This window comes from Herbaspirillum sp. C7C2, assembly GCF_022627865.1.
Lineage (GTDB): Bacteria > Pseudomonadota > Gammaproteobacteria > Burkholderiales > Burkholderiaceae_D > Herbaspirillum > Herbaspirillum frisingense.
The window spans coordinates 380,075-405,315 of the sequence record NZ_JABXGI010000001.1; the positions used below are offsets into that span (position 1 = coordinate 380,075).

25 protein-coding genes are annotated in these 25,241 nt (G+C 62.9%); 13 read left to right on the forward strand and 12 right to left on the reverse strand.

Annotated elements, in window-relative coordinates:
- Positions 1-15 precede the first annotated feature (15 nt).
- The 4 genes from HWE04_RS01805 to HWE04_RS01820 form a co-directional block, all read right to left on the reverse strand.
- Complete coding sequence (locus HWE04_RS01805) at positions 16-339, reverse strand: hypothetical protein (RefSeq protein ID WP_006461713.1); 324 nt, start codon at positions 337-339, stop codon at positions 16-18.
- Between the two features lie 95 nt (positions 340-434).
- Positions 435-623 carry a hemin uptake protein HemP gene (gene hemP / locus HWE04_RS01810; RefSeq protein WP_006461712.1) on the reverse strand — a complete coding sequence of 63 codons (189 nt, stop codon included), beginning with the start codon at positions 621-623 and terminating at the stop codon, positions 435-437.
- A 219-nt stretch (positions 624-842) separates the two neighbouring features.
- Positions 843-1,949, reverse strand: a complete 1,107-nt coding sequence (mnmA, locus tag HWE04_RS01815) for a tRNA 2-thiouridine(34) synthase MnmA (protein ID WP_039874133.1) — start codon at positions 1,947-1,949, stop codon at positions 843-845.
- A 39-nt stretch (positions 1,950-1,988) separates the two neighbouring features.
- On the reverse strand, positions 1,989-2,480 hold the full coding sequence (locus HWE04_RS01820; RefSeq protein WP_234295480.1) for an NUDIX hydrolase: 492 nt from the start codon (positions 2,478-2,480) through the stop codon (positions 1,989-1,991).
- A 166-nt stretch (positions 2,481-2,646) separates the two neighbouring features.
- Between HWE04_RS01820 and HWE04_RS01825 the strand changes: the two genes are divergently transcribed.
- The 5 genes from HWE04_RS01825 to HWE04_RS01845 all read left to right on the forward strand — a co-directional run bounded on the left by HWE04_RS01825 (position 2,647) and on the right by HWE04_RS01845 (position 6,724).
- Positions 2,647-3,762, forward strand: a complete 1,116-nt coding sequence (locus HWE04_RS01825) for a Re/Si-specific NAD(P)(+) transhydrogenase subunit alpha (protein ID WP_241811310.1) — start codon at positions 2,647-2,649, stop codon at positions 3,760-3,762.
- 90 nt (positions 3,763-3,852) lie between these two features.
- Positions 3,853-4,215 carry an aspartate 1-decarboxylase gene (gene panD, locus HWE04_RS01830; RefSeq protein WP_006461708.1) on the forward strand — a complete coding sequence of 121 codons (363 nt, stop codon included), beginning with the start codon at positions 3,853-3,855 and terminating at the stop codon, positions 4,213-4,215.
- A 62-nt stretch (positions 4,216-4,277) separates the two neighbouring features.
- A complete protein-coding gene (locus HWE04_RS01835) occupies positions 4,278-4,592 on the forward strand; it encodes an NAD(P) transhydrogenase subunit alpha (protein WP_006461707.1) in 315 nt (104 codons plus the stop codon).
- On the forward strand, positions 4,589-6,028 hold the full coding sequence (locus HWE04_RS01840) for an NAD(P)(+) transhydrogenase (Re/Si-specific) subunit beta (RefSeq protein ID WP_241811311.1): 1,440 nt from the start codon (positions 4,589-4,591) through the stop codon (positions 6,026-6,028). The genes HWE04_RS01835 and HWE04_RS01840 overlap by 4 nt, the downstream gene beginning before the upstream one ends.
- Before the next feature lie 180 nt (positions 6,029-6,208).
- Positions 6,209-6,724: a hypothetical protein gene (locus tag HWE04_RS01845; RefSeq protein WP_241811312.1), complete on the forward strand. Its 516-nt coding sequence runs from the start codon at positions 6,209-6,211 to the stop codon at positions 6,722-6,724.
- 89 nt (positions 6,725-6,813) lie between these two features.
- Here HWE04_RS01845 and upp read toward each other — a convergent pair whose 3' ends face one another.
- The 5 genes from upp to HWE04_RS01870 form a co-directional block, all read right to left on the reverse strand.
- A complete protein-coding gene (gene upp / locus HWE04_RS01850) occupies positions 6,814-7,461 on the reverse strand; it encodes a uracil phosphoribosyltransferase (protein ID WP_241811313.1) in 648 nt (215 codons plus the stop codon).
- Positions 7,462-7,572: 111 nt separating this feature from the next.
- Entirely contained in the window at positions 7,573-8,721 is a 1,149-nt protein-coding gene (locus tag HWE04_RS01855) for an FAD-dependent monooxygenase (RefSeq protein WP_241811314.1), read from the reverse strand.
- A gap of 130 nt (positions 8,722-8,851) precedes the next feature.
- Positions 8,852-10,198 carry an aminopeptidase P N-terminal domain-containing protein gene (locus tag HWE04_RS01860; protein ID WP_241811315.1) on the reverse strand — a complete coding sequence of 449 codons (1,347 nt, stop codon included), beginning with the start codon at positions 10,196-10,198 and terminating at the stop codon, positions 8,852-8,854.
- Entirely contained in the window at positions 10,195-10,911 is a 717-nt protein-coding gene (murU, locus tag HWE04_RS01865) for an N-acetylmuramate alpha-1-phosphate uridylyltransferase MurU (RefSeq protein ID WP_241811316.1), read from the reverse strand. Before murU ends, HWE04_RS01860 begins: the two co-directional genes overlap by 4 nt.
- A gap of 10 nt (positions 10,912-10,921) precedes the next feature.
- Positions 10,922-11,953, reverse strand: a complete 1,032-nt coding sequence (locus HWE04_RS01870; protein ID WP_241811317.1) for an aminoglycoside phosphotransferase family protein — start codon at positions 11,951-11,953, stop codon at positions 10,922-10,924.
- A gap of 97 nt (positions 11,954-12,050) precedes the next feature.
- On the opposite strand from HWE04_RS01870, the gene HWE04_RS01875 reads away from it, so the two are divergent.
- The 8 genes from HWE04_RS01875 (at position 12,051) to HWE04_RS01910 (ending at position 22,772) form a co-directional block, all read left to right on the forward strand.
- Positions 12,051-14,336 carry an LPS-assembly protein LptD gene (locus HWE04_RS01875; RefSeq protein ID WP_241811318.1) on the forward strand — a complete coding sequence of 762 codons (2,286 nt, stop codon included), beginning with the start codon at positions 12,051-12,053 and terminating at the stop codon, positions 14,334-14,336.
- Positions 14,337-14,361: 25 nt separating this feature from the next.
- Entirely contained in the window at positions 14,362-15,870 is a 1,509-nt protein-coding gene (locus HWE04_RS01880; protein ID WP_241811319.1) for a peptidylprolyl isomerase, read from the forward strand.
- 140 nt (positions 15,871-16,010) lie between these two features.
- Positions 16,011-17,039 (forward strand): 4-hydroxythreonine-4-phosphate dehydrogenase PdxA, encoded by a 1,029-nt coding sequence (gene pdxA, locus HWE04_RS01885; protein ID WP_241811320.1) that lies wholly within the window; start codon positions 16,011-16,013, stop codon positions 17,037-17,039.
- Positions 17,040-17,070: 31 nt separating this feature from the next.
- Entirely contained in the window at positions 17,071-17,853 is a 783-nt protein-coding gene (gene rsmA / locus HWE04_RS01890; protein WP_241811321.1) for a 16S rRNA (adenine(1518)-N(6)/adenine(1519)-N(6))-dimethyltransferase RsmA, read from the forward strand.
- 170 nt (positions 17,854-18,023) lie between these two features.
- Positions 18,024-18,413, forward strand: a complete 390-nt coding sequence (locus HWE04_RS01895; protein ID WP_006462859.1) for a hypothetical protein — start codon at positions 18,024-18,026, stop codon at positions 18,411-18,413.
- Between the two features lie 227 nt (positions 18,414-18,640).
- Positions 18,641-19,045 (forward strand): lactoylglutathione lyase, encoded by a 405-nt coding sequence (gene gloA, locus HWE04_RS01900; RefSeq protein ID WP_006462860.1) that lies wholly within the window; start codon positions 18,641-18,643, stop codon positions 19,043-19,045.
- A 158-nt stretch (positions 19,046-19,203) separates the two neighbouring features.
- Complete coding sequence (locus tag HWE04_RS01905) at positions 19,204-20,457, forward strand: chloride channel protein (protein WP_241811532.1); 1,254 nt, start codon at positions 19,204-19,206, stop codon at positions 20,455-20,457.
- Between the two features lie 182 nt (positions 20,458-20,639).
- Positions 20,640-22,772, forward strand: a complete 2,133-nt coding sequence (locus HWE04_RS01910; RefSeq protein WP_241811322.1) for a TonB-dependent receptor — start codon at positions 20,640-20,642, stop codon at positions 22,770-22,772.
- A gap of 19 nt (positions 22,773-22,791) precedes the next feature.
- Here HWE04_RS01910 and HWE04_RS01915 read toward each other — a convergent pair whose 3' ends face one another.
- The 3 genes from HWE04_RS01915 to gmhB are packed head-to-tail and all read right to left on the reverse strand — an operon-like array spanning position 22,792 to position 25,223.
- Positions 22,792-23,769, reverse strand: a complete 978-nt coding sequence (locus tag HWE04_RS01915; protein ID WP_241811323.1) for a M48 family metallopeptidase — start codon at positions 23,767-23,769, stop codon at positions 22,792-22,794.
- 52 nt (positions 23,770-23,821) lie between these two features.
- Complete coding sequence (locus tag HWE04_RS01920; RefSeq protein WP_102661735.1) at positions 23,822-24,607, reverse strand: lysophospholipid acyltransferase family protein; 786 nt, start codon at positions 24,605-24,607, stop codon at positions 23,822-23,824.
- Between the two features lie 58 nt (positions 24,608-24,665).
- Positions 24,666-25,223 carry a D-glycero-beta-D-manno-heptose 1,7-bisphosphate 7-phosphatase gene (gene gmhB / locus HWE04_RS01925; protein WP_006462865.1) on the reverse strand — a complete coding sequence of 186 codons (558 nt, stop codon included), beginning with the start codon at positions 25,221-25,223 and terminating at the stop codon, positions 24,666-24,668.
- Positions 25,224-25,241 lie beyond the last annotated feature (18 nt).

Here is a 25,241-nt window from a genome sequence, read left to right on the forward strand (position 1 = left end):
CTGCTTCATCAGGCTCTATGCAGATCTCGCTCCTGCAACCATGCGCGAGAAGAAATTGAATTTTTCCGGCGGGGGCATCGTCCGTTCCACCACATGCGCCCATTGTTCCGACAACTGCTGGCAGGTCGCCCGCAGTACCGGCGCCAGGTTGGGCAATTCCGCCAGCGCTTTCAGGTGTCTTTCGATCACCGAGGCCAGCTTCACGCAGCTTTGCGTTTCCTGGCTGTTGTTGGCGGTGTAGTGCGACATCAGATGCAACACGGCGGACACCAGAAGTTCAGGTTGGGCCGGTGCGTTGTTGGGTTCCACAAATGCGGACGTCATGTTCTCGGTAACCATCAAACTCTCCTCGCTGGGCTAGCTTGGCTGGCGACGCGTCATGACGAACGACGCTGGCTGGCCTGTTTATCCACCTTCTCCTGAAGACGACCGGATCAGGCCGTCAGGATCAGCTTGTTCAATTGCGTCAGTCGCAGCTTGTAGATGCGACCGCCATGATCGATCTCCAGTTCGCGCATCTGACGGAACAGGTCCGTGCTCTTGATGCGGGTGATCGGAGTTCCGTTGGCGGTCGTGCCCGGCTTGTTGCGACGTTCCATGCTGTTGTCGTTCAGTTGGCTCATTACAATCACCTCCTATTAAATGCGAACAATTCTTATTTAGATTATTTGCCATTTGCGGCCGGATTGCAAGCCCTTTTATCGGTGTGATTGATAATTTTTATCATCTGGAGCCATCAGGCTGACAGTTCAAGGCCACCCATCGCCGAGATGTTGCCCAAAAGAAAACACCCCGAGGTGAAATCACCGTCGGGGCGTCAGAATGTTGAACTACAGGAATGTCTAGTCGGGCAATGCGCCGGTTTCGATGATGCCGCCACCCAGGCAGACGTCGCCGTCGTACAACACGGCGGATTGCCCCGGCGTGACGGCCCACTGGGCATTGTCGAAGGCCAGCGAGAAGCTGGCACCGGCGTCGCTGAAGCCACAGGGGACGTCAGCCTGGCGATAGCGCGTCTTGGCCGACAGCGCCGGCAGTTGCGGCGCGTGACCAGCGACCCAGCTGACCTGGCCGGCCGAGAGCGTGGGCGACAGCAGCCAGGGGTGGTCATGGCCTTGCACGATGTAGAGGGTGTTGTTGTCCACATCCTTGCGCGCCACGTACCAGGCGTCGCCATGGCCGTCAGCATTCTGGTGCGCCTTCAGGCCGCCGATGCCGATGCCCTTGCGCTGGCCCAGCGTATAGAACGACAGGCCCACATGCTCGCCCACCGTCTGGCCATCGGCGGTCTTGATCGGCCCCGGCTTGTAGGAAAGGTAACGGTTGAGAAATTCGCGGAAGGGCCGCTCGCCGATGAAGCAGATACCGGTCGAATCCTTCTTTTTCGCATTGGGCAGTTGCAGTTGCTCGGCGATCTTGCGCACTTCGGTCTTGTGGATCTCCCCCAGCGGGAAGACGGTGCGCGAGAGCTGCTCCTGGTTCAGGCGATGCAGGAAGTAGCTCTGGTCCTTGCTGGCGTCCATCGCCTTGAGCAGCTGAAAGTCGCCCTGCGGACCCTGGCGTACGCGCGCATAGTGGCCGGTGGCGATCAGATCGGCGCCCAGCTTCATGGCATGGTCCAGGAAGGCCTTGAACTTGATCTCGGCATTGCACAGCACGTCCGGATTGGGTGTGCGTCCCGCCTGGTATTCGCGCAGGAATTCGGCGAAGACGCGGTCCTTGTATTCGGAGGCGAAGTTGACCGCCTCGATGTCCACCCCGACCACATCGGCCACGCTGACCGCGTCGATCCAGTCTTCGCGGGTGGAGCAGTATTCCGAATCGTCGTCATCTTCCCAGTTCTTCATGAACAGGCCGATGACTTCATAACCCTGCTCCTTCAGCAGCCATGCCGAAACCGACGAATCCACGCCGCCCGACATGCCGATGACTACTCTTTTCTTGCTCATGTTGTTTCCGTTCTATGCGACAGGCAGCGCTGCTGTCGCTCAATGATCCGGCAGGTCCCCGATCGCGCTGGGATCGGTATGCACCAGCTCCAGCGGTGCCCGCTGGCCGCGCAGGTAGTCGTCCACGCAGCGCAGTACCAGCGGGCTGCGGTGGCGCTGGGCACAGGCCGCCAGTTCGTCGCGTGTCATCCAGAGGGCGCGCACGATGCCTTCATCCAGCGGTCGATCGAGTGCATCGCCGACCGTCCCGGCAAAGGCGAAGCGCAGGTACGTAACCGACATCCCGCCGCGGGAGGACGACACGTTGCGCGACAGGTAGGTGCCGACCAGAGCGGTAGGGCTGAACACGTGGGCCGATTCTTCCAGCGCCTCGCGCACCGCGGCCGCGATGAGCGACTCGCCCGGTTCCAGGTGCCCGGCCGGCTGGTTGATGCGCAGCCCGCCGGCGCTATGTTCTTCCACCATCAGGAAGCGGCCGTCACGCTCGATGACGGCGGCGACGGTGACAGAGGGTTTCCAGACTTCAGACATTGATGACCTCGTGAATCCGGCATTCTACCCTGTCGGGGCCGACTCTTCAGCGCCAGCCCTCGCCACACAAGCGGCTGCGGCGGTTCTCATGGATCGGTAAATTACTTGGCCGGCAAGGGCAGTCGTGTAAGATTGGGGCAAGAATCCACAAAAAAAGGAGCCAGGAATGAGGATAGCGATCCCCGCCGAAAGCCGGGACGGAGAAACCCGTGTCGCCGCCACCCCCGAAACCGTCAAGAAACTGGTGGCCGCCAGGCACGAGGTGATGGTCGAATCCGGGGCCGGGATCAAGTCCAGCATTCCTGACGAGGCCTATGTCGCCGTTGGCGCCAGCATCGGCAGTGCCGAGGCGGTCTACAGCGCCGAAATCCTGCTCAAGGTGCGGGCGCCCAGCCAGAGCGAGCGGGCCCGCATCACGCCAGGCACGGTGATCGTTGGCATGCTCAACCCCTTCGATGCCGACAACATCGCCGCCATGGCAGCCGCCGGGCTCACGGCCTTCGCCCTGGAGGCCGCGCCGCGTACCACGCGGGCACAATCCATGGACGTGCTGTCTTCGCAGGCCAACATCGCCGGCTACAAGGCCGTACTGATGGCGGCCAACACCTACCAGCGCTTCATGCCCATGCTCATGACTGCCGCCGGCACCGTCAAGGCCGCCCGCATGTTGATCATGGGCGCCGGCGTGGCCGGCCTGCAGGCCATTGCCACCGCCAAGCGCCTGGGTGCGGTGATCGAGGCTTCTGATGTACGTCCGGCCGTGAAGGAGCAGATCGAGTCGCTCGGCGCCAAATTCCTGGATGTTCCCTTCCTGACCGACGAAGAGAAGGAAATCGCCCAGGGCGTGGGCGGCTATGCCCGTCCCATGCCGCCGGACTGGATGAAGCGCCAGGCAGAACTGGTGCATGAGCGCGCCAGACAGGCTGACATCATCATCACGACCGCCCTGATCCCCGGCCGCAAGGCACCGGTGCTCATCAGCGAAGAGACCGTCAAGGCCATGAAGCCCGGTTCGGTGATCCTGGACATGGCGGTCGACCAGGGGGGCAACTGCCTCTTGTCGGAACCCGGCAAGACCGTCGTCAAGCACGGTGTGCACATCATCGGCGAAGGCAACCTGGCGGCCCTGGTGGCGGCCGATGCCTCGGCCCTGTATGCCCGCAACGTGCTGGACTTCCTGAAGCTGATCATCGACGCCGAGGGCAAGCTGGTCATCAACCGGGAAGACGACATCGTTGCGGCCACGCTGCTCTGCCAGGGCGGCGAAATCCTGCGCAAATGAATCTGCCGGCCCGGGGCGGCGGAAAACCCGGGCAATCCCGGCCCTTTAGCCGCAAATCATCACCCACGGAAACAAAGAAGGAAGAAGTACATGCAACGCATCATGCTGCGCGCGAAGATCCATCGCGCCTCGGTCACCCAGTGTGACCTGAACTACGAAGGCTCCTGCGGAATCGACGAAGACCTGCTGGAAGCGGCCGACATCCGCGAGTTCGAGAAGATCGAGCTCTACAACGTCAACAACGGCGAGCGCTTCTCCACCTATGCCATCCGCGGCAAGCGCGGCAGCGGCGAGATTTCGCTCAATGGCGCAGCTGCCCGCCTGGCGCATCTGGGTGACCTGCTGATCATCTGCACCTATGCGCCGATGAGCGATGAAGAAGTCGCCACCTACAAGCCCAAGGTCGTCTTCGTGGACGACAAGAACCGCATCACCAGCCTCAAAGCGATCTGACCCCTCACCAATAATCCGCACGGCCAGCCGCTTCGGCCGGTCGTGCCACAAGGAGGAACAACATGGAAGTCAGCCACACCATCATCAACCTGATCATCTTCGTGCTGGCCATCTATGTCGGCTACCACGTGGTCTGGACCGTCACTCCCGCCTTGCACACACCGCTCATGGCGGTGACCAATGCCATCTCGGCCATCATCATCATCGGCGCCATGCTGGCCGCCGGCCTGACCGAAGGCACGGTGGGCCGCATTGCCGGCACGCTGGCCGTGGCGCTGGCGGCGGTCAACGTGTTCGGCGGCTTCATGGTGACCCAGCGCATGCTGGAAATGTTCAAGAAGAAAGAGCCCAAGGCCAAGTCGGGAGAACAAGCATGAGCATGAATGTGGTGACCCTGTTGTACCTGATCGCATCGATCTGCTTCATCCAGGCGCTCAAAGGCCTGTCGCACCCGGCCACGGCACGACGCGGCAACAGCTTCGGTATCGCCGGCATGCTCATCGCGGTACTGACCACCCTGGCGCTGATCGTGAAGCTCAAGAGCGAGGGCGGCAATGCCTCCGGTGACATCGGCTACCTGCTGGTGGCGGCCGGCGTGATCGTGGGCGGCGGTATCGGCGCCTACCTGGCGCGCAGCGTCGAGATGACCAAGATGCCCGAACTGGTGGCGGCGATGCACTCGCTGATCGGCCTGGCGGCGGTCTGCATCGCGGTGGCGGCCGTGGCCGAACCCTGGGCGCTGGGCATTTCCGGCCATGGGCAAGCCATCCCGGTGGGCAACCGTGTGGAGCTCTTCATCGGTACCTTCGTCGGTGCCATCACCTTCTCCGGCTCGGTGATCGCCTTCGGCAAGCTCTCGGGCAAATACAAGTTCCGCCTGTTCCAGGGCGCCCCGGTCAACTTCTCCGGCCAGCACTTCCTGAACCTGCTGCTGGCGGTGGCGATGATCGGCTTCGGCATCATCTTCGTCCTCACGCAGAACTGGCTGCCCTTCATCATCATGGCCGCCATCGCCTTCGCCCTGGGCGTGCTGATCATCATCCCCATCGGTGGCGCCGACATGCCGGTGGTGGTCTCGATGCTCAACAGCTATTCCGGCTGGGCGGCAGCCGGCATCGGCTTTTCGCTGAACAATTCCATGCTCATCATCGCCGGTTCGCTGGTCGGCTCGTCCGGCGCGATCCTGTCCTACATCATGTGCAAGGCGATGAACCGCTCCTTCTTCAACGTGATCCTGGGCGGCTTTGGCGGTGAGGCCGCCGCCGCCGGTGGCGGCGCGCAGCAGCAGCGCAATGTCAAGTCCGGTTCGGCCGATGATGCGGCCTTCCTGATGGGCAATGCCGAGACCGTCATCATCGTGCCCGGCTACGGCCTGGCAGTGGCGCGCGCCCAGCATGCCCTGAAGGAATTGACCGAAAAGCTCACCCACAACGGCGTGACCGTGAAGTATGCGATCCACCCGGTAGCCGGTCGCATGCCCGGTCACATGAACGTGCTGCTGGCCGAGGCCGAAGTACCCTACGACCAGGTCTTCGAGATGGAAGACATCAACAGCGAATTTGCCCAGGCCGATGTGGTACTGGTGCTGGGGGCCAACGACGTGGTCAACCCGGCCGCCAAGGACCCGAAGTCGCCGATTGCCGGCATGCCCATCCTGGAAGCCTACAAGGCCAAGACCGTAATCGTGAACAAGCGCTCCATGGCCGCCGGGTACGCCGGGCTGGACAACGAGCTGTTCTACATGGACAAGACCATGATGGTCTTTGGCGACGCCAAGAAGGTCATCGAGGATATGGTCAAGGCGGTGGACTGATCGATGGCATAAACATCCCCGCGAATTTTTTGATCTTCCGACGGCTTGCACTAAAGTACATCTTGTACAATTTGCAAGCCGTATTAGCATGCTCAATTTCAGGGGCGCATGCCGCCGATCACCGTTCCGGCCCGGCAGTACGGCAAGACTGAATAGATCAAAAATCCAAGGGGAAAATCCATGATGAGAATGACGTTCACGACGCTCTGCGTCGTGTTGGTTTCCGGCTGCTCAACCATTACGCAAAGCGATACACAAACCGTGTCGGTAACGACCGTCTACCAGGACAAGCCGGTGGAAGCCGCCTGCATCCTCAGCAACGACAAAGGCTCCTGGACCGCGACCTCTCCTGCCAACGTGCAGGTTCGCAAATCCAACGAAGACCTGGACGTGGTCTGCAAGCGCAACGAAACTCCAGACGGTTTGCTCAAGGCAATATCGCGGGCTGCCGGTTCAATGTGGGGCAACATCATCTTCGGCGGTGGCATTGGCGCCATCGTCGACCACTCTCGTGGCAATGGATATGATTACCCCAGTCAGTTGCCGGTGAAGATGGGCGAGTCGGCTGTGGTCGACAAGAGGGTCAGCACTGAGCAGAACAAGGCGGTGCCTGCAACGCCAGTGCAGCCGGCCCAGGCATCGGCTCCGGTGACCGCCAGCACCTCCGCACCAGCCAGCGGCGCTGCCGTCAAGTAATCCAGCGAAGCAAGAGGGGCCGCAGCATGCGGCCGTTCAGATGAATCGGCCCGCGTTTGCACGAACTGCAGCGCGGGCCGTTTTTATGCTCACTTGGTGCCGAAGATACGATCCCCTGCATCGCCCAGGCCCGGGACGATGTAGGCGTCCTCGTCCAGGTGAGAATCCAGCGAGGCGACATAGAGCTTCACGTCAGGGTGTGCATCAGCAAAGACCTGCACGCCTTCCGGGGCGGCGACCAGTGCCACGAAGATGATGTGCGAAGCCGGCACGCCGCGCTTCTTCAGCGCATCGACGGCATAGACGGCGGAGTTGCCGGTGGCCACCATGGGGTCGCACAGGATCATGATGCGGTCCTGCAGGTCAGGCAGGCGCACCAGGTATTCCACCGGCAGGTGGTTCTCGTCACGGTAGACGCCGATATGGCCCACGCGGGCTGAAGGAATCAGTTCCAGCAGGCCATCGCTCATGCCCACGCCAGCGCGCAGCACCGGCACCACGGCCAGCTTCTTGCCGGCGATCACCGGCGCCTCGTAGGTGACCAGCGGGGTCTCGATGGTCTCGGTGGTCAGCGGCAGATCACGCGTGATTTCGTAACCCATCAGCAGCGTGATTTCGCGCAGCAGGTCGCGGAAGGTACGCGTGGAGGTGTGCTTGTCGCGCATGTGCGACAGCTTGTGCTGGATCAGCGGATGGTCGAGGATGAAGAGGTTCTTGAAGCGCGGGTCTTGTTTCATGGCAAATGCGTGTCTGCTAGGTGGGGCGGCTGGCGCCGCGAGTCAGCATTGTCGCATTTCCTGACCGCATGCGCGACGGACTGCTACCGCGCGCATGCAGCTTTATTCACATCAGCGACGACCGAACATCATCTGCCCGGCCAGCAGGGCGCGCGCACCCGGCAGCAGGTCGATGGCCCCCAGCGACAGGCCCAGCGCGGCCTGCAGTGGCGAGCCCTGGGGCGAGCCAGCGAAGATGCGCGCCATCAGGTCGGTCAAGCGGATGGTCAGGCCCCGGTCCTGGTCACGTTGGCGGTCGAAGGCCTGCAGCGCTTGCGGCGTGAGGTCACGGGCCAGCACATCGGCCAGTACACGGGCGTCGCGCAGGCCAAGATTCAGGCCCTGGCCGGCGACGGGATGCAGCGTCTGCGCGGCATTGCCGATGGCCACGACACGCCGGCCCTGGCCGGGGCGGGCGTTCAGGCCCAGCGGGAAGGCGTGGCGCGGGCTGATGCGGGTGAAGCGCCCGAGCCGCTCGCCGAAGGTCCGCTGCAGGGCAGCCAGGAAGGCGGTGTCCTCCAGCGCCAGCAGCTGTTCGCCGGTGGCCGGACGGACACACCAGACCAGGGCATAGCCATCGTCCTGCGGCAGCAGCGCCAGCGGGCCTTCATCGGTGAAGCGCTCGAAGGCGCGGTGCGCGACGGGCTGGTCGGCATGCACATGGGCGATCACGCCCAGTTGCTGGTAGTCACGCTGCAGGGTCTTTTGTTGCTGCTCACCAAAGACGCCGCCCTCGGCCTGGATCACCAGTGCAGCGCGCAGCACCTGGCCGTCCTTGAGGGTGACGGCAACGTGTTCGTCCTCTTCGCTGATGTCCTGCGCCTCGGCCGGTCGCATCAGCGTCAATCCCAATGGCGCGATGGCGGTCGCCAGCGCCCGGTTGACTTCCCCGTAGCGGGCCACATAGCCCAGCGCTGGCAGGTCGTAGTCCTTGCGGTCCAGTAATGTGCGGCCGAAATGGCCACGGCGCGAGACGTGGATCTGTTCGATGGCGGTGGCGCTGCGGCCGATGTCGTCCCAGGCGCCCAGTTCTTCCAGGATCTGGCGGCTGCCATAGGAAAGCGCGATGGTGCGTGGGTCGGCGGCGGCCTGCTCGGGCGTCTTCATGTCGATTACGGCGATGCGCGCCGCGGGTCGCTGGCGACGTGCCAGCAGACCGGCCACGCTCTGGCCGACCGGGCCGCCACCACAGATGATCAGATCGAAATCGACGGATTGCATGATGCCGGACGATGCCTTGGATGAAAGATTCGGGAAGGCGTCATTGTAGCGGAGCCACGTCGCCCGGGCTTGATCCGGCGCATGCCGTGGAGTCCTGGGGGCGGGCAGCGGTGATCCCGATGCCCACCGGTCAGCCCTGGCGCATCAGGGCTTCGATGTCGTCAACCCGGGTGGGGACGCCGGTGGTCAGCAGCTCGCAGCCGGCGGGGGTGACATGGGCGTCATCCTCGATGCGGATGCCGATGTTCCAGAACTGTTCCGGCACGCCTTCACCCGGACGCACATAGATGCCAGGCTCGATGGTCAGCACCATGCCCGCCTGTAGCGTACGCCAGGGTTTGCTGCCGTCGGCGGTGGCCGGATCGCGATAGTCGCCCACGTCATGCACATCCATCCCCAGCCAGTGGCCGGTGCGGTGCATGTAGAACTGACGATAGTCGCCCTTTTCGATAACGTCCTCCAGCGAGCCGACCTTGCTCTTGTCCAGCAGGCCGGTGTCCAGCATGCCCTGCGCCAGTACGCGCACGGCGGCATCATGTCCGTCCATGAAACGCTTGCCCGGTGCGGTTTCGGTGATGGCGGCCGCCTGCGCGGCCAGCACGATTTCATACAGTGCCTTTTGCGGACCACTGAAGCGGCCGTTGGCCGGGAAGGTGCGGGTGATGTCGGAGGCGTAGCTGTCCAGTTCGCAGCCGGCGTCGATGAGTACCAGATCGCCGTCCTTGATCTCGGCGTCGCCGGCGCGATAGTGCAGCACGCAACTGTTGGCACCGGTGGCGACGATGGAGCCGTAGGCCGGATATTGCGAACCGTTGCGACGGAATTCGTGCAGCAGCTCGGCTTCCAGGTGGTATTCACGCAGACCGGGGCGGCAGATGCGCATGGCGCGGCAATGCGCCTCTGCGGAAATGACGCCGGCGCGCTTCATGAGGTCGATCTCGAAGGCGTCCTTGAACAGGCGCATGTCGTCCAGCAGCACGTTCACATCGACCACGGCACCCGGCGCCGACACGCCGCTGCGCGCCAGTGCACGCACGCCTTGCAGCCAGCGCTGCAATTGTGCATCGCGCTGGTCGTCCTGGCCCAGTGCAAAGTAGACCGCGCGAGCGTCGGCCAGCAGGGCGGGCATGCTCTTGTCCAGTTCCTCGATGGGATGGGCGGCGTCCAGGGCGAACAGCTGCTGTGCGGCTTGCGGGCCGTGACGGTAGCCGTCCCAGATCTCGCGTTCCAGGTTCTTGTCGCGGCAGAACAGGATGCTACGGTTTTCCTTGCCGGCGACCAGCACCAGCACCGCCTCAGGTTCGGTGAAGCCGGTCAGGTAGTAGAAATAGCTGTCATGGCGATACGGATAGTCGGCATCGCGGTTGCGCATCACCTCGGGCGCGGTCGGGATGATGGCCACGCCCCCTCCGGCTTGTTGCAGGCTGGCGATCAGACGCGCCCGGCGGGCGGCGAAGGGAGTGGCGTCGAAGCTCATGGCTGGTTTCCTTGGGGCGGCTGGTTCAGTGCTTCCAGTTGTTCGATGGTACCGACGTTGTGCCACACGCCGCGATAGACGTCGCCGCCGATACGGCCTTGCGCCGCATACTCGCGCAAGAGCGGACCGAGCTTGGCATGCTCGCCAGGGGTGATGCCATCGAACATCTGCGGACGGTACACGCCAATGTTGGCGAAGGTCAGCTTGGGTTCACCGTCATTGGAGAGGGCGAAATTGTTCAGTGCGAAGTCGCCTGCTGGATGGAAGGGCGGATTCTTGACCAGATACAGCCAGGCCATGTCGCGTTTTTCTTCCGGCAGCGGATTGCCCCACGGGTCTTCGTCTTCCAGCACGCTCAGCAGTTCGGAGTAATCGAAGTGCGGGCACCAGATGTCGCCGGATACTGCAATGAAAGGCTCCTCGCCCAGCAGGTGGCGCGCCTGGACGATGCCGCCTGCGGTTTCCAGCGCCGTGCCTTCGGCTGAGTAGCGCAATTGCGCACCGTAGCGGCTGCCGTCACCCAGGGTGTCTTCGATCATCTGCCCCAGATGGGCATGGTTGATGACGATCTCGGTGATGCCGGCGCGCACCAGCGACAGGATCTGCCAGACGATCAACGGTCGGCCGCGGACCTTCAACAGCGGCTTGGGGCAGGTATCGGTCAGCGGACGCATACGCTCGCCGCGTCCGGCGGCGAAGATCATGGCTTTCATGGTCGGCGCCTCAGAAGGTGTAGCCGAACTTGGGTGCGTGTTCCTGTTCCAGCTTTTCGATCAGGCGCACCAGCGGGGTGAAGGCCACGTAGCGGCGCGCGGTCTTGAGGGTGTATTCCATCACCAGCGGGATGTCCTTCAGGTAGCCATCCTTGCCATCGCGATGCCACAGACGGGCGAAGATGCCGAGTACCTTCAGATGGCGCTGCAGGCCCATCCACTCGAAGTCACGGTAGAAACTGTCGATGTCGGGTGTCACTGGCAGGCCGGCGCGGCGCGCCTTTTCCCAGTAACGGATGGCCCAGTCCAGCACCATTTCCTCGTCCCACTGGATGTAGGCATCGCGCAGCAGCGAAACCAGGTCATAGGTGATGGGGCCATAGACCGCATCCTGGAAATCGAGGATGCCCGGATTGCCCTTGGGCATCACCATCAGGTTGCGCGAATGGTAGTCCCGATGCACATAGACCTGCGCTTGCGCCAGGTTGTTGGCCAGGATGGCGTCGAAGGTCTTGTCCAGCACCGCATTCTGCTCGTCGGTGAGCGTCACGCCCAGGTGCTTGCCGATATACCACTCGCGGAACAGTTCCAGCTCGCGCAGCAGCAGCGGCCGGTCATACTCGGGCAGCGCTTCGGGCTTGCTTTGCGCTTGTAAAAGTACCAGGGCCTCGATCGCGTCCATGTATAGTGCGTGCGCGCTATCGGCTGACAGTTGCGACAGGTAGGTGGTCGAACCCAGGTCCGAAAGCAGCAGGAAACCGCGCTCCGCATCCTGCGCCAACACCTTGGGCACGGTCACGCCGGTTTCGCCGAAGAGGCCGGCGACCTTGACGAAGGGGCGAACGTCTTCCTGCGGCGGTGGGGCATCCATGACGATGGCCGTGCCACCGTCCGGCGTGTCTACGCGGAAATATCGGCGGAAACTGGCGTCGGCCGAGGCCGGGCGCAGGGAAGAGGGCAGCACGGGCGTGGCGGCCAGGGTGGACAGCCAGGCTTGCAGTTCGGACAGGCGGGAATCGGGGTTGGAACCAGGTGAAGACATGAACTATCTGAGGAAATCGTTGGACGTGGTTGAGTTCCCATATAATAAGGGATTAACCCCAAAAAATCCGCCTGCACGGTATCTAGCCTCTCTTTTCATGATCCGGTTTTCCAAGTCTTTAACTGAACGTACTGTCAACTGGCGGCTGGCGCGTCTGTTTTCTTCGGCAATGGTGGTGGCTTCGGCCTCGGCCCTGTTGCCGCTTTCCGTGCACGCGCAGATGAGCCTGCCCACGGCCTCGCCAGCACCCACCCCGGCGCAGGACCAGGACGCCCCGGTCAATGTCAGTGCCGAGCAGATGACCGGCCGTCCGGATCGCCAGGTCAACCTCGATCGCGACGTCGAACTGGTCAAGGGCAGCACCACCATCAAGTCCGACAAGGCCGAATACCGCATCATCCAGGACGAGGTCGAAGCGACCGGGCACGTCTGGATGCAGCGCCTGCAGGACCAATACACGGGCGACTATGCCCAGATGAACATAGGCACCGGCGCGGGCTACGTGACCAAGCCGACTTATCTGCTGGGCAAGAACGGCGGACGCGGCAAGGCCGAACGCATCGATTTCATCTCCGACGATGAGGCGCAGGTGACCCGTGGCACCTACAGCACCTGCGAAGCCCCGGACCCGGACTGGTACCTGCGCGCCAATACCATGGACCTGGACAGCGGCCGTGACGAGGGCGTCATGCATGGCGGTCTGGTTTATTTCAAGGATGTGCCCATCCTGGGCGCACCCTGGATGTCGTTCCCCTTGTCGGGCGAGCGCAAGTCTGGTGTGTTGCCGCCCACCATCGGGATGACCACCAATGGTGGGGCCGAAGTCGCGGTACCCTATTACTTCAACCTGGCGCCCAACTATGATATGACGCTGGTGCCGAAGTATATCGCCCGGCGCGGCCTGCAAATGGGGGCCGAAACCCGTTACATGGGCGATAGCTACAATGGTGTCACCTATGTCGAAGGCATCCAGGATCGGGTTACCGGCACCGGGCGCTATTCGCTGTCCTCGATCCATAACCAGACCCTGGCCCCCGGCCTGCAGCTGGCGTGGAACCTGAACAAGGCTTCGGACAACGACTATCCGTCCGATTTCGCGCATTCCATCACGGCTAGTACACAGCGTTTGTTGCCGCGTAATGTCAGCCTAAGCTATGGCAGCACCTATTGGAGCGTCGTTGGCCTGGTTTCCAAGTACCAACTGCTTCAAGATGTCAATGCACCGATTAGTAAGCCCTACGACCGTGTACCTCAGCTGACTTTCAACGGTACCCGCTATGACGTCGGCGGCTTCGATTTCAATACGGTCGCCGAATTCACCCGTTTCAGCAGCGGCGATCTGGTCGGAGGCGATCGCAGCTATGTGACGCAGACCGTGTCGTATCCGATCATCCGTCCCGGCTATTTCATCACGCCCAAGGTGATCCTGGATGCCACGCAATACAGCCTGAACAACACTTCAGTTGGGCAGCCGACTACCTTCTCGCGTACCTTGCCGACCCTGTCGCTGGACTCGGGCATGATCTTCGAGCGTGAATCCAACCTGCTCGGCCGCAGCATGACGCAAACACTGGAACCGCGCCTGTTCTATGTGCGCACGCCCTATCGCGACCAGTCACAATTCCCGGTCTTCGATTCGGGCCTGGCGGACTTCAACTTTGCCCAGATATTCACCGAGAACCGCTTCGTCGGCCACGACCGCATCAGCGATGCCAACCAGCTGACTGCCGCCGTGACCTCCCGCCTGATCGAGGAGAACGGCCTGGAGCGTCTGCGCGCCGCAGTCGGCCAACGCTATTACTTCACCGATCCCAAGGTCGGCATCAGTGGCACCACCACCACCACGCTGGGCAGCAAGTCCGACCTGCTGCTGGCACTGGGTGGCCAGATCACGCGCGAATTCTCCACCGACAACACGGTGCAGTACAGCGAAACCCTGCGCCAGATGGTGCGTTCGACCTTCGGCATCCGCTGGCAGCCCGCCCCCAAGCGCGTGCTGAACCTGCAATACCGTCTCGACCGTACCTATATCAATCCCTACACCGGCGTGCTCGACCCGCTCAAGCAGGTGGACATTTCCGGTCAATGGCCCCTGACCCAGCGTATCTACGCCGTGGGCCGCATGAACTATTCCATCCCCGACCGCACCGTGGCCGAAGGCCTGGCCGGCTTCGAATACAAGGCCGATTGCTGGGTCTTCCGGGTGGTCGCGCAGCGCATTCCGACGTCCTCTACCAAGGCGTCCACGGGCTTCTTCATCCAGCTCGAACTCAATGGCTTCTCCAAGATCGGTTCCAACCCAATGGAGGCGATCAAGAGCAGCGTGCCCGGTTACCAGAACGTGAACCTGCCGGACTCCATGACCGGCAACAACAACTTCTAACCTTTTACGAACCAACGATTAGTCCATGCGTAATATGCGTACACCCCACCTCGCAACAACCAAAACAGTGACCGCGCTGCTGTGCATGCTGGGCGTGATCAGCAATGCGCATGCGCAGTTCGCGACCACCATCATCCCCGTGACACCGCCCGAGACCGCGGCCAGCACCCAGCAGGCCGCACCGGCCAAGGCGGCGTCCAAGCCCGCCACCAAGCCGGCTGCTGCCAAGCCGGCGGTGCCGGCCGCAGCACCTGCGGCAGCGGTGGCCACCCCGGCCACCACAACCGGCGGCCGCGTCGATCCACGCCCGGTGGATTCGATCCTGGTGGTGGTGAATAACGAAGTCATCACCCGCCAGGAAGTGGCCGAACGCCTGGCCAGCGTGGAAAAGCGCATGGCTGCGCAGAACGTGCAGCTGCCGCCGCGTGCGCAACTGGTGCGTCAACTGGTCGAACGCATGATCGTCGAACGGGCCCAGGCCCAGATGGCCAAGGAAAACGGCATCGTGGTCGACGACAGCATGCTGGATCGTGCCATGCAGCGCATTGCCGAACAGAACAAGCTGTCGATGCCGGAATTCCGCGCCCGCCTGGAATCCGAGGGCATGAACTACGCCAGCTTCCGCGAAGAGATCCGCCGTGAAATCCTCAGCCAGCGCCTGCGCGAGCGCGAGGTCGACAACAAGGTGGTGGTCACAGAATCCGAGATCGACAACTACCTCGCCGCCGAAGCCAATGCCGGTGGCCAGCGCCAGGAACTCGACATCGCCCAGATCCTGATCCGCGTGCCCGAAAACGCATCCCCCGAACAACTGGCCGCCCGTCGTGAACGCGCCGAGGATGTCCTGCGTCAACTGAAGACCGGTGCTGATTTCGCCAAGACCGCGGCCGCGTATTCCGACTCTGCCGACGCCCTCACCGGTGGCGATCTCGGCTGGCGTCCTACCGATCGCCTGCCGCAGCTGTTCCTCGACGGCGTGGCCAAGCTGCAGGATGGCCAGGTCAGCGGCCTGCTCAAGAGCGGTAATGGCTTCCACATCCTCAAGCTGGTCGGCCGCCGCGACGCCGGTGGTACCCAGGCCGCTGCCCCGGCTGTGCAGCAGACCCATGTGCGCCACATCCTGATCAAGGTCAACCAGGTGGTCACTGCCGCCGAAGCCAAGCGCAAGCTGACCGAACTCAAGGAACGCCTGGACCACGGCGCCTCTTTCGAGGAACTGGCCAAGCTGTACTCCAATGATCTGTCCGCCTCCAAGGGCGGTGACCTGGGCTGGATCTACCCCGGTGACACCGTCCCCGAGTTCGAACGCGCCATGGACCAGTTGAAGCCGGGCGAAGTCAGCCAGCCCATCGAGACCCCGTTCGGTTACCACCTGATCCAGGTGGTCGAGCGCAAGACCGACGACGCTTCCAAGGAACGCACCCGCCAGGCTGCGCGCCAGGCCATCCGCGATCGCAAGATCGAGGAAGCCACCGAGGACTGGATGCGCCAGATCCGCGACCGCGCCTACGTCGAGTACCGCAACGACGAGTAAGTGCAGTGAAGTGCAGTGACAGGAGGATAAGAGGGCGCCTCTGTGCCCTCCCACCCGCGCAAGAGGCCGGCCCCGTTGCCGGCTCTTGCATTTTTGAAGCCCGCTTTTTGAAGCCCGCTATCGTGAGTCCTGAAGACGCCATGAACCGCCCCATTCTTGCCCTGACCTGCGGCGAACCGGCCGGCATCGGTCCGGAGATTTCCCTGCGTGCCGCCTGGGAGCTGCGCGCGCAGGTGCGCTGCATCCTGTTGGGGGATGCCGCGCTGCTGGCCCAGACCGCCCATGACATCGATCCGGCCATGCGCGTGGCCGCCATCTCCATCCAGGCCTGGCGCAACAGCGGCCTGCCGCACTTCCCGCAGGACTGCCTCACCGTCATTGACTGCCCCGTGGCCGAACCGGTGCGCCCGGGCGTACTGGATGCGCGCAATGGCCGCGCCGTGCTGCAGACACTGGACCTGGCCGTGCAGGGGGCGCTGGCTGGCGCTTTCGCCGCCATCGTCACCGCCCCGCTGCAAAAAAGCAGCATCAACGATGCCGGCGTCGCCTTTACCGGCCATACCGAATACCTGGCCGAGGTCACCCACACCCCGCAGGTCGTGATGATGCTGGCCGGTGGCGATGCCCCCCATCTGCGTGTGGCCCTGGCCACCACGCACCTGGCCTTGAAGGATGTGCCGGCCGCCATTACCGCCGCCAGCCTGGCGCGCACGCTGGACATCCTGCAGGCCGACCTGCGCGGCAAGTTCGGCATCGCCAGCCCGCGCATCCTGGTCACCGGGCTCAATCCGCATGCCGGTGAAAACGGTTATCTGGGCCGAGAGGAAATCGAGGTCATCACGCCCGCACTGGAAGCCGCCCGTGCCCGTGGCATCGATGCCCGAGGCCCGTATCCGGCCGACACCCTGTTCCAGCCCAAGTACCTGGAGCAAGCCGATTGCGTGCTGGCCATGTACCATGACCAGGGTCTGCCAGTGCTCAAGTTCGCCAGTTTCGGACATGGCATCAACATCACGCTCGGACTGCCCCTGATCCGCACCTCGGTCGATCACGGTACCGCCCTGGACCTGGCCGCCGCCGGCCTGGGACACGCCGACCACGGCAGCATGCTGGTGGCCATCCGCGCCGCCGCCGACATGGCGCGCCGGCAACAGAACGCGGGCCAGTGAGGCCCGCCGCAACACAACACAAGAGCAGACCATGAAACATATCCCGCGCAAGCGCTTCGGCCAGAACTTCCTCACCGACGACCTGGTGCTGCACGACATCATCCGCTCCATCGCACCCGCCGCCGATGACGCCATGGTTGAAATCGGTCCCGGCCTGGCGGCGATGACGGCCTTGCTGCTGGAGGAACTGCGCCACCTGCACGTGGTGGAACTGGATCGCGATCTGGTGGAACGCCTCAAGAAGCGCTTCGATGCCGCCCGCCTGACCGTGCATTCGGCCGACGCGCTCAAGTTCGATTTCGCCAGCATCCCGGTACCGGAAGGGCGCAAGCTGCGCGTGGTCGGCAACCTCCCCTACAACATCTCCAGCCCGCTGCTGTTCCACCTGGCCGAGATCGCCCCGCAGGTGCAGGACCAGCACTTCATGCTGCAAAAGGAAGTGGTCGAGCGTATGGTGGCCGAACCGGGTGGCAAGGCCTACGGGCGCCTGTCGGTGATGCTGCAATGGCGGTATCACATGGAGCTGCTGTTCGTGGTGCCTCCTACCGCCTTCGACCCGCCGCCCAAGGTCGATTCCGCCATCGTGCGCATGATCCCGCTGGCCCAGCCCATGCCCTGCCAGCAGGCCCTGCTGGAGCAGGTGGTGACCAAGGCCTTCTCGCAACGTCGCAAGGTCATCCGCAACTGCGTGGCGGGCCTGTTCAGCGAAGACGAACTGCGCCAGGCCGGCGTCGATCCCCAGGACCGCCCGGAAGCCGTGCCGGTGCAACAGTTCGTGGCATTGGCCAACCTGCTGGCGGCCCGCCAGGCCTGATTCACCCTGGTTCGCGCCACTGGATGGTGCCGCGTTGCACTTTATTACAGACGCTTGGCCCATCCGTAAGAACTGTAACGAAGTTTCATATTTGGTGGATTTGAGCTGAAGCTGTCTTATATTGGAATCGTGCCGCGACAGATCGCGGACTACTTTGACAGGAGCCAATCATGGCCAGCAAAAAAATCGCATCGGTATTGATCGCCACCACTCTTCTTGCTTCTGCTGCAGTCGTCAGCGCGCCCGCCATGGCGCATGACCGGGGCGGCAACGGAGCGGCCATCGCTGCCGGTATCATCGGCGCCGTCGCCATCGGATCGCTGATCGCCAACGCCAATTCCGCACCGGTCTATCAGGCCCCGCCACAGCAGGTCTATTACCAGGCCCCCCAGCCGGTGTACTACCAGCCGCCGCAGCAGGTGGTGTACGAGCAACCGCGTTATTACGCACCTCCGCCGCCGCGCCCGGTGCGTTACGTTGAGCGTACCGAAGTGCGCACCTATCGTTACGACGACCGTTATCGCTACGACGACCGTTCCGCTTACTACTACGGCCGTTGAGGCAGGACACGGGACTGGTCACCCGCTAACGGTCCAGGACATCCACGGCGCTAGCCATCTTGAGGAAAAACGGGCAATCCACGGATTGCCCGTTTTTTTTGAGTCTCCCTCTGCTGGCCACCGACTGCCTGACCGCCCCGCATCTGCCCGCCCTGGGCGCGAGTCCCCCAAATCGGGGATAATGTCGGCTTGCGTCACATTAGCCATGAATCAAAAGGAGTCGCCAAGTGAGAATGTTGCATACGATGCTGCGTGTGGGAAATCTGGATCGTTCCATCGATTTCTATACCCAGGTGCTGGGCATGAAGCTGCTGCGCAGGAATGACTACCCTGACGGCAAGTTCACGCTGGCTTTCGTCGGTTACGGCGAAGAACGTGATCACACCGTGCTCGAACTGACCCATAACTGGGACACCGAATCCTACGACCTGGGCAACGCCTACGGTCATATCGCCATCGAGGTCGATGACGCCTATGCCGCCTGCGACGCGGTCAAGGCCAAGGGCGGCGCGGTCACCCGCGAAGCCGGCCCGATGAAGCACGGCAAGACCGTGATCGCCTTCGTCACCGACCCGGATGGCTACAAGATCGAGTTCATCCAGAAGAAAGAGCAGTACAACGCCGCCGACTGAGGCGAGCGACTGCCAGCCTGCCAGCCCGCTCATGCGGGCTTTTTTCATTGCGAAGACTGGCCGGTTGCTACTCCGGTACCCACGTGGAAGCCACATCACTCCACCCACAACGACAACAGGAACGCCAATTGAGCCTCTACCAACTTTCCAAAAGCCACATGCGTCGCCTGTGGGTCGAATACGGCATTCTCTGGAGCGGCGCCATCATCGTCGGCCTGGTGGCGGTCCTGTATGCGCAGGCCATCGAGATCGGTTTCGGTGTCTTTCGCAGTATCGAACATCGCTCGCCCTGGCTGCCGTTGCTGTTGACGCCGGCCGTCTGTGCCGCATGCGTCTGGATCACGCGGCGCTACTTCCCCGGGTCTGAAGGCAGCGGCATTCCCCAGGCCATCGCTACCTTGCACGGGGATACCGCCGAGCGTGGCAATGCGCTGCTTTCCATTCGTGTCATGGTCGGCAAGATCGTGCTCTCGGTGGTGGCCATTGCCGGTGGCATGACCATCGGCCGGGAAGGGCCGACGGTGCAGATCGGTGCGGCCATCATGTACAACCTGCGCCGCCTGTATCCGGCCGGATACGAACACATGGAGCGCCGCCTGATCCTGGCCGGCGCGGCAGCCGGTCTGGCTGCCGCGTTCAATACCCCGCTGGCCGGGATCGTCTTTGCCATCGAAGAACTCTCGCGCAGCTTCGAGCAACGCGCCAGCGGGGTGGTCATCACCACCATCATCTTCGCCGGCCTGGTGGCCTTGTCCATCAATGGCAACTACACCTATTTCGGTTCGATCGCCTTTCCCGGCGAGACCAGTGGCCGGCTGATCCTGGCGGTGGTGGTCACGGCCGTGCTGACCGGCGTGGCCGGCGGCCTGTTCTGCTGGCTGATCCTCAATCCCACCCGCTGGATTCCTGCTCCCGTCCTGACCCTGCGCGCCGAACGTCCGGTGGCCTTTGCCGCCGGTTGCGGTTTCGTCGTCGCCGTCATCGGCGTAGCGGCCGGTGGCGCCACCTTCGGAAGCGGCTACGAGCAGGCGCACGGCTTGCTCAATGATGGCCAGGGATTGTCGGTGTTCTATCCCTTCCTGAAGTTCGCCTCGATGATCGGTTCTTACCTGCCGGGCCTGCCGGGCGGGATTTTCGCGCCCTCGCTGTCCATCGGCGCCGGTTTCGGCAACCTGCTGCACCTGCTCTTCGGCGGGACTTCGCTGCCCATGCTGGTGGCGCTGGCCATGGTCGGCTACCTGGCGGCAGTGACGCAGTCACCGATCACCGCCTTCGTGATCGTGATGGAAATGGTCGACGGCCACGCACTGGTGATTTCGTTGATGGCGACTGCCTTGATCGCGTCAGCCGTCTCCAAGGTCTTTGCGCCGCCGCTGTATGAAACCCTGGCAGAGCGTTACCTGAAGCATTGATTCTGATGAGTCGTCCGGCAACTGCGTCAATTTGACGCAGTTGCCCATCCCCTTGTCCTCTTTGCATCACCGTCATCGTCGTCGCTTCAAGCGGCGGGTCGCGACAATATGTCGCAGCCCTGCAGCGCCGCTCTTCCTGATAATTGTCAGCCTACCGATAACGACAATCACAGGGGAGTTCCATGCAATTGACACCTTGCGCCTGCGCCATTGCGCTGGCCTTCGCTGCGTGCGGCCATGCGCTGGCACAAAGCACCGACGACACCCGTCTGCCCACCGTCACAGTCCATGGCGAGTCGTCGGCTCCGAGCACCGCAGCCACTGCGGCAAGCGCTGACAGCACCGCGCTGCTGCGCGACCAACCAGGCTTCTATGCCGCTGCCGCCGGTGGCGTCTCGGCACTGCCGGTGCTCAACGGCTTTGCCGCCGACCGCCTCAAGATCCGCCTGGATGGGATGGAAGTCACCGCCGCCTGCGGTAACCAGATGAACGCGCCCATGTCCTACATGCCACCATCGCAGGTCGGCATGACGCGGGTGGTGGCCGGCATCACGCCGGTCAGCATTGGCGGCGACAGTATTGGTGGCAGCATCGAACTGTCTTCGCCGGCACCACAGTTTTCACAACAGGCGGGGCAGTTGTTGAGCAAGGGTGGGTTCTCGGTCTCGGCACGCAGCGTCAACTCCGAAGTATCGACCTCCGTCAATGCCACGGTGGCCAGCGATAGTCTGTCCGTCAGCTACGTGGGGAGCCAGTCGCGTGCCGAGAGCTATGTCAACGGTAACGGCGACAAGGTCCTCGGCAGCCAGTTCGAGAGCAACAACCACGCATTGACGCTGGCGGCGCGGGGAGACGACCAGCAGCTGGTGCTCAAGGTCGGCCAGCAATACATTCCCTATCAAGGCTTCCCGAACCAGTACATGGACATGACGGGAAATCGTTCCACCTTCGCCAACCTGGGCTACGACCGTCGCTTTGGCTGGGGCAAGCTGTTGACCAAATTGTATTGGCAGCGTACCGAACACGAGATGGGCTTCTTCAGCGCAGAGCGCAGCGGCACCATGCCCATGGATACTCGAGGCCGCGACATGGGCTACAGCGTGCGCGCGGACATCGATCTGGGCCAGGACGGTGCCAGCGTGCTTCGTCTGGGCAACGAATTCCACAGCTTCCACCTCGATGATTTCTGGCCGCCAGTACCGGGCTCGATGATGATGGGGCCGAGCACCTATGTGAACATCAACGATGGCAGCCGCGAGCGCATGGCACTGTTCGCCGAATGGGAGCACAAGCTCGATGCGCGCTGGACCACCCTGGTCGGCGTACGCGACGAACTGGTCAGGACCGATGCCGGCAACGTGCAGCCTTACGGTACCGGCATGATGAATATGACCGACCTGATGGCGGCCAACGCCTTCAATGCACGGGATCACGCACGACGCGACAACAACATCGATGCCACGGCCCTGGTGCGCCTGGAGGCCGATGCCGGTCACACCTACGAGTTTGGCTATGCCCGCAAGACCCGCTCTCCCAACCTGTACGAGCGCTACACCTGGGGCCGCGGCACCATGGCCATGACCATGACGAACTGGTTCGGCGATGGCAACGGTTACGTCGGCAATATCGACCTCAAGCCGGAGGTGGCGCATACGCTGTCGGCCACGGCGGACTGGCACAGCGAGGACAGTGAGGGTAGCGATGGTGCCGGGCCGCGCTGGTTCTTCAGGCTCACGCCCTACTTCAGCTATGTCGAGAACTACATTGATGCGGATGTGATCGGCAGCTTCAATCCCTACAGCGTGAGCAGTGCCTCCGGCAAGCTACTGCAGTTCGCCAACCATGATGCCCGTCTGTACGGTATCAATGCCTCTTGGAAATGGCCGCTGTGGCGCACCGCTGGCCTGGGTGACATTGCCTTTACCGGCAAGGCCGGTCTCACGCGCGGCAAGCGAGTCGATGGCGGCAACCTCTATCACATGATGCCTTTCAACGTGCTGGCTGCGCTGGAACAGAAACGCGGTGCCTGGACCCACCGCGCCGAATTGAACTACGTGGCCCGTAAGACACTGGTGGACAGCAATCGACTGGAACCGGTCACCGCCAGCTACACCGTCGTCAATCTCAGGACCGCTTATCGCTTCAACCAGGCCATCAGCGTCAATGCGGGCATCAGCAATCTGTTCAACCGCAATTACGCCGACCCGCTGGGCGGGGTCTATCTGTCGGGACTGGCCAATGCCAAGAGCGGCAGCCTGCAAGCCTTGCCCGGCTATGGACGTTCGCTGGATGTGGGCGTGAATGTGAGTTTCTGAGCACGCCAGGGCGCGCCGGTCAGAAGATCGGCAGGGTTTCCGGCGCGCTGTCGCGCAAGGCCTTCTTGGCCGATTCGAACTCGGGGAAGATCGATTGCACCGTGGCCCAGAAGCGCGGGCTGTGGTTCATCTCGCGCAGGTGCGCCAGTTCGTGGGCGATCACGTAGTCGATCAGCGGCAGGGCAAAATGCATCAGCCGCCAGTTCAGGCGGATGCGCGCATCCGAGGTGCAGGAGCCCCACTGCGTGGTGGCCGACGACAGCGCATAGGAGCTATAGGTCACGCCCAGCTTTTCGGCATAGATCATCAGGCGCTTGCCGAACAGCTCTTCAGCGCGCGCCTGCAGCCAGCCCTGCACACGATCCTTCAATTGCTGCTCGCCGGCATCGGCCGGCAGGCTGATGTTCAGTTCGCGCGTCACCTCATCGAGGATCACCGCCTGGCGCTGGCCGGTACGGATACGCAGGGTGATGTCCTGGCCCAGGTAGGGCAGGGTGGCGCCGTCGCGCCATTGCATCTGCGGTTGCAGGCGTCGTGCCGAGCGCTCGCGGCGTTCGTTGAGCTTGGTGAGGATCCAGCGTTGCTTTTCGCGGATGGCATTGTCGATTTCGGCCAGGGTCACCCACTTGGGCGCGGTCACGCGCAGACCTTCATCGCTGACCAGGAAGCCGATGGTTCGGCGCTTGGAACGCAACAAGGCGAAATCGATGGTGTGTTCACCCAGGTGGATGCGCCGCTTGCCATCGGCCGGTCGCCCGCTGGGCGGGGCCGGCCGTGGGCTGGCCGGTGCCACTGGGGGGGCGATCAGGGGCGTGGGCAGTGGCGCGGCATGCACCACCGGATTGGGCGTGACGATCAGCGGTGGCTGTACCGTCGGCGAAGGCAGCGCCGGGCCGAGTTCGGCCGGTGGCGCAGTCGCAGTTGCGGGCGCCGCAAACAAGTCCAGTTGCAGCGAGAGCTGGTCGGGATTGGGCTTGGGTTTGCGCAGGTGTATCAAGGTGGTCGCGGCGTCCTGGGGGCAATAGGCTAAGGATGGAGGCCGCGCAGCATTACTGGGAAGCAGCTTGGGCGGCCGGCCGGGGCGCGCTGTTTTTGTAGACGTCCGGCGAAATCACGCGCATCTCCGATTCTATCCAATTTTCGACGCGCTCGTTCAACTCCTGGGGATTGAGGCCTTCCGGCGAAATCGGCTTGCCGATGGACACCGTGATCAGCCCCGGTTTCTTGATGAAGCTGCCCTTGGGCCAGCACTCCCCGGAGTTCATCGCCACCGGTACCACCAGGGTATTGGTTTCCACCGCCAGGCGCGAACCGCCGGCCTTGTACTTGCCTTGCGAGCCGACTGCGGTGCGCGTGCCTTCGGGGAACATCATGATCCACTGACCATCCTGCAGGCGGCGGCGGCCATGTTCCAGTACCTGGGCAAAGGCGTCACGTCCTTTCTTGCGGTCGATCGGGATCATGCGCAGCAGGGCGATGCCCCAGCCGAAGAAGGGCACATAGGTCAGTTCCTTCTTGAATACGAACACCAGCGGACGCGGGCTGTTGATGACGTAGAAGATGGTTTCCCAGGCCGACTGGTGCTTGGACAGCAGGATTGCCGGCGCATCGGGCAGGTTCTCCTTGCCGCGTATCTCGTAGCGGATGCCGCAGATCACGCGCGCGGTCCAGATCACGAAGACGTTCCAGCGCGACGTCCACCAGTATCGCTGGGCGTAAGGGAAGGGGGCCGACAGCAGGCAGGCGAAGGACCAGATGATGGTGGCCACGGCCATCAGGACCATGAAGACTACCGAACGCAGGATCAGTACTAGGCGCAAAATCGTTTCTCCCATGCCAAGGCATGTTGTTGTTGTGAGGGGATGCTGCCCGCCTTGCGACGGGCTGCCGGCACTATACCGAAACCCCGACCGGCGACTTCAGGATGAAATCAACCACAGCCGATAAATCCGGGAAAACCAGCGTGCCAGGCGGCAGACCGCCCTTGGCCTGGGTCTTCTCGCCCTTGCCGGTCAGCACCAGGAAGGGTGCGCAGCCGGCCACATAGCCGGCCTGCAGGTCGCGCAGCGAATCGCCGACGGTGGTCACGCCACCGCGCAGGCTGATGTTGAAGCGCTTGGCGATCTCGTGGAACATGCCCGGCTTGGGCTTGCGGCAATCGCAGTTGTCGGCGTCCGAGTGCGGGCAGAAGAACACTGCATCGATATCGGCACCGACCTGCTGGGCCGCCGTGTGCATCTTCTGGTGGATGGCGTTGAGGGTCTTGATGTCGTACAGGCCGCGCGCCACGCCGGACTGGTTGGTCGCCACCACGACGCGATAGCCGGCCTGGTTCAGGCGCGCAATCGCCTCCAGTGAACCCTTGATGGGGATCCACTCGTCGGGGGACTTGATGTAGGCGTCGGAATCATGGTTGATGACGCCATCGCGATCGAGGATGATCAGTTTCATGCCTGCTGCTTCCCTTCA

Coding starts and splice junctions, on each gene's coding strand:
- HWE04_RS01805 (WP_006461713.1), bottom strand. CDS start 339: ATGGTTACCGAGAACATGACGTCCGCATTTGTGGAACCCAACAACGCA.
- hemP (WP_006461712.1), bottom strand. CDS start 623: ATGAGCCAACTGAACGACAACAGCATGGAACGTCGCAACAAGCCGGGC.
- mnmA (WP_039874133.1), bottom strand. CDS start 1,949: ATGAGCAAGAAAAGAGTAGTCATCGGCATGTCGGGCGGCGTGGATTCG.
- HWE04_RS01820 (WP_234295480.1), bottom strand. CDS start 2,480: ATGTCTGAAGTCTGGAAACCCTCTGTCACCGTCGCCGCCGTCATCGAG.
- HWE04_RS01825 (WP_241811310.1), top strand. CDS start 2,647: ATGAGGATAGCGATCCCCGCCGAAAGCCGGGACGGAGAAACCCGTGTC.
- panD (WP_006461708.1), top strand. CDS start 3,853: ATGCAACGCATCATGCTGCGCGCGAAGATCCATCGCGCCTCGGTCACC.
- HWE04_RS01835 (WP_006461707.1), top strand. CDS start 4,278: ATGGAAGTCAGCCACACCATCATCAACCTGATCATCTTCGTGCTGGCC.
- HWE04_RS01840 (WP_241811311.1), top strand. CDS start 4,589: ATGAGCATGAATGTGGTGACCCTGTTGTACCTGATCGCATCGATCTGC.
- HWE04_RS01845 (WP_241811312.1), top strand. CDS start 6,209: ATGATGAGAATGACGTTCACGACGCTCTGCGTCGTGTTGGTTTCCGGC.
- upp (WP_241811313.1), bottom strand. CDS start 7,461: ATGAAACAAGACCCGCGCTTCAAGAACCTCTTCATCCTCGACCATCCG.
- HWE04_RS01855 (WP_241811314.1), bottom strand. CDS start 8,721: ATGCAATCCGTCGATTTCGATCTGATCATCTGTGGTGGCGGCCCGGTC.
- HWE04_RS01860 (WP_241811315.1), bottom strand. CDS start 10,198: ATGAGCTTCGACGCCACTCCCTTCGCCGCCCGCCGGGCGCGTCTGATC.
- murU (WP_241811316.1), bottom strand. CDS start 10,911: ATGAAAGCCATGATCTTCGCCGCCGGACGCGGCGAGCGTATGCGTCCG.
- HWE04_RS01870 (WP_241811317.1), bottom strand. CDS start 11,953: ATGTCTTCACCTGGTTCCAACCCCGATTCCCGCCTGTCCGAACTGCAA.
- HWE04_RS01875 (WP_241811318.1), top strand. CDS start 12,051: ATGATCCGGTTTTCCAAGTCTTTAACTGAACGTACTGTCAACTGGCGG.
- HWE04_RS01880 (WP_241811319.1), top strand. CDS start 14,362: ATGCGTAATATGCGTACACCCCACCTCGCAACAACCAAAACAGTGACC.
- pdxA (WP_241811320.1), top strand. CDS start 16,011: ATGAACCGCCCCATTCTTGCCCTGACCTGCGGCGAACCGGCCGGCATC.
- rsmA (WP_241811321.1), top strand. CDS start 17,071: ATGAAACATATCCCGCGCAAGCGCTTCGGCCAGAACTTCCTCACCGAC.
- HWE04_RS01895 (WP_006462859.1), top strand. CDS start 18,024: ATGGCCAGCAAAAAAATCGCATCGGTATTGATCGCCACCACTCTTCTT.
- HWE04_RS01905 (WP_241811532.1), top strand. CDS start 19,204: ATGCGTCGCCTGTGGGTCGAATACGGCATTCTCTGGAGCGGCGCCATC.
- HWE04_RS01910 (WP_241811322.1), top strand. CDS start 20,640: ATGCAATTGACACCTTGCGCCTGCGCCATTGCGCTGGCCTTCGCTGCG.
- HWE04_RS01920 (WP_102661735.1), bottom strand. CDS start 24,607: ATGGGAGAAACGATTTTGCGCCTAGTACTGATCCTGCGTTCGGTAGTC.
- gmhB (WP_006462865.1), bottom strand. CDS start 25,223: ATGAAACTGATCATCCTCGATCGCGATGGCGTCATCAACCATGATTCC.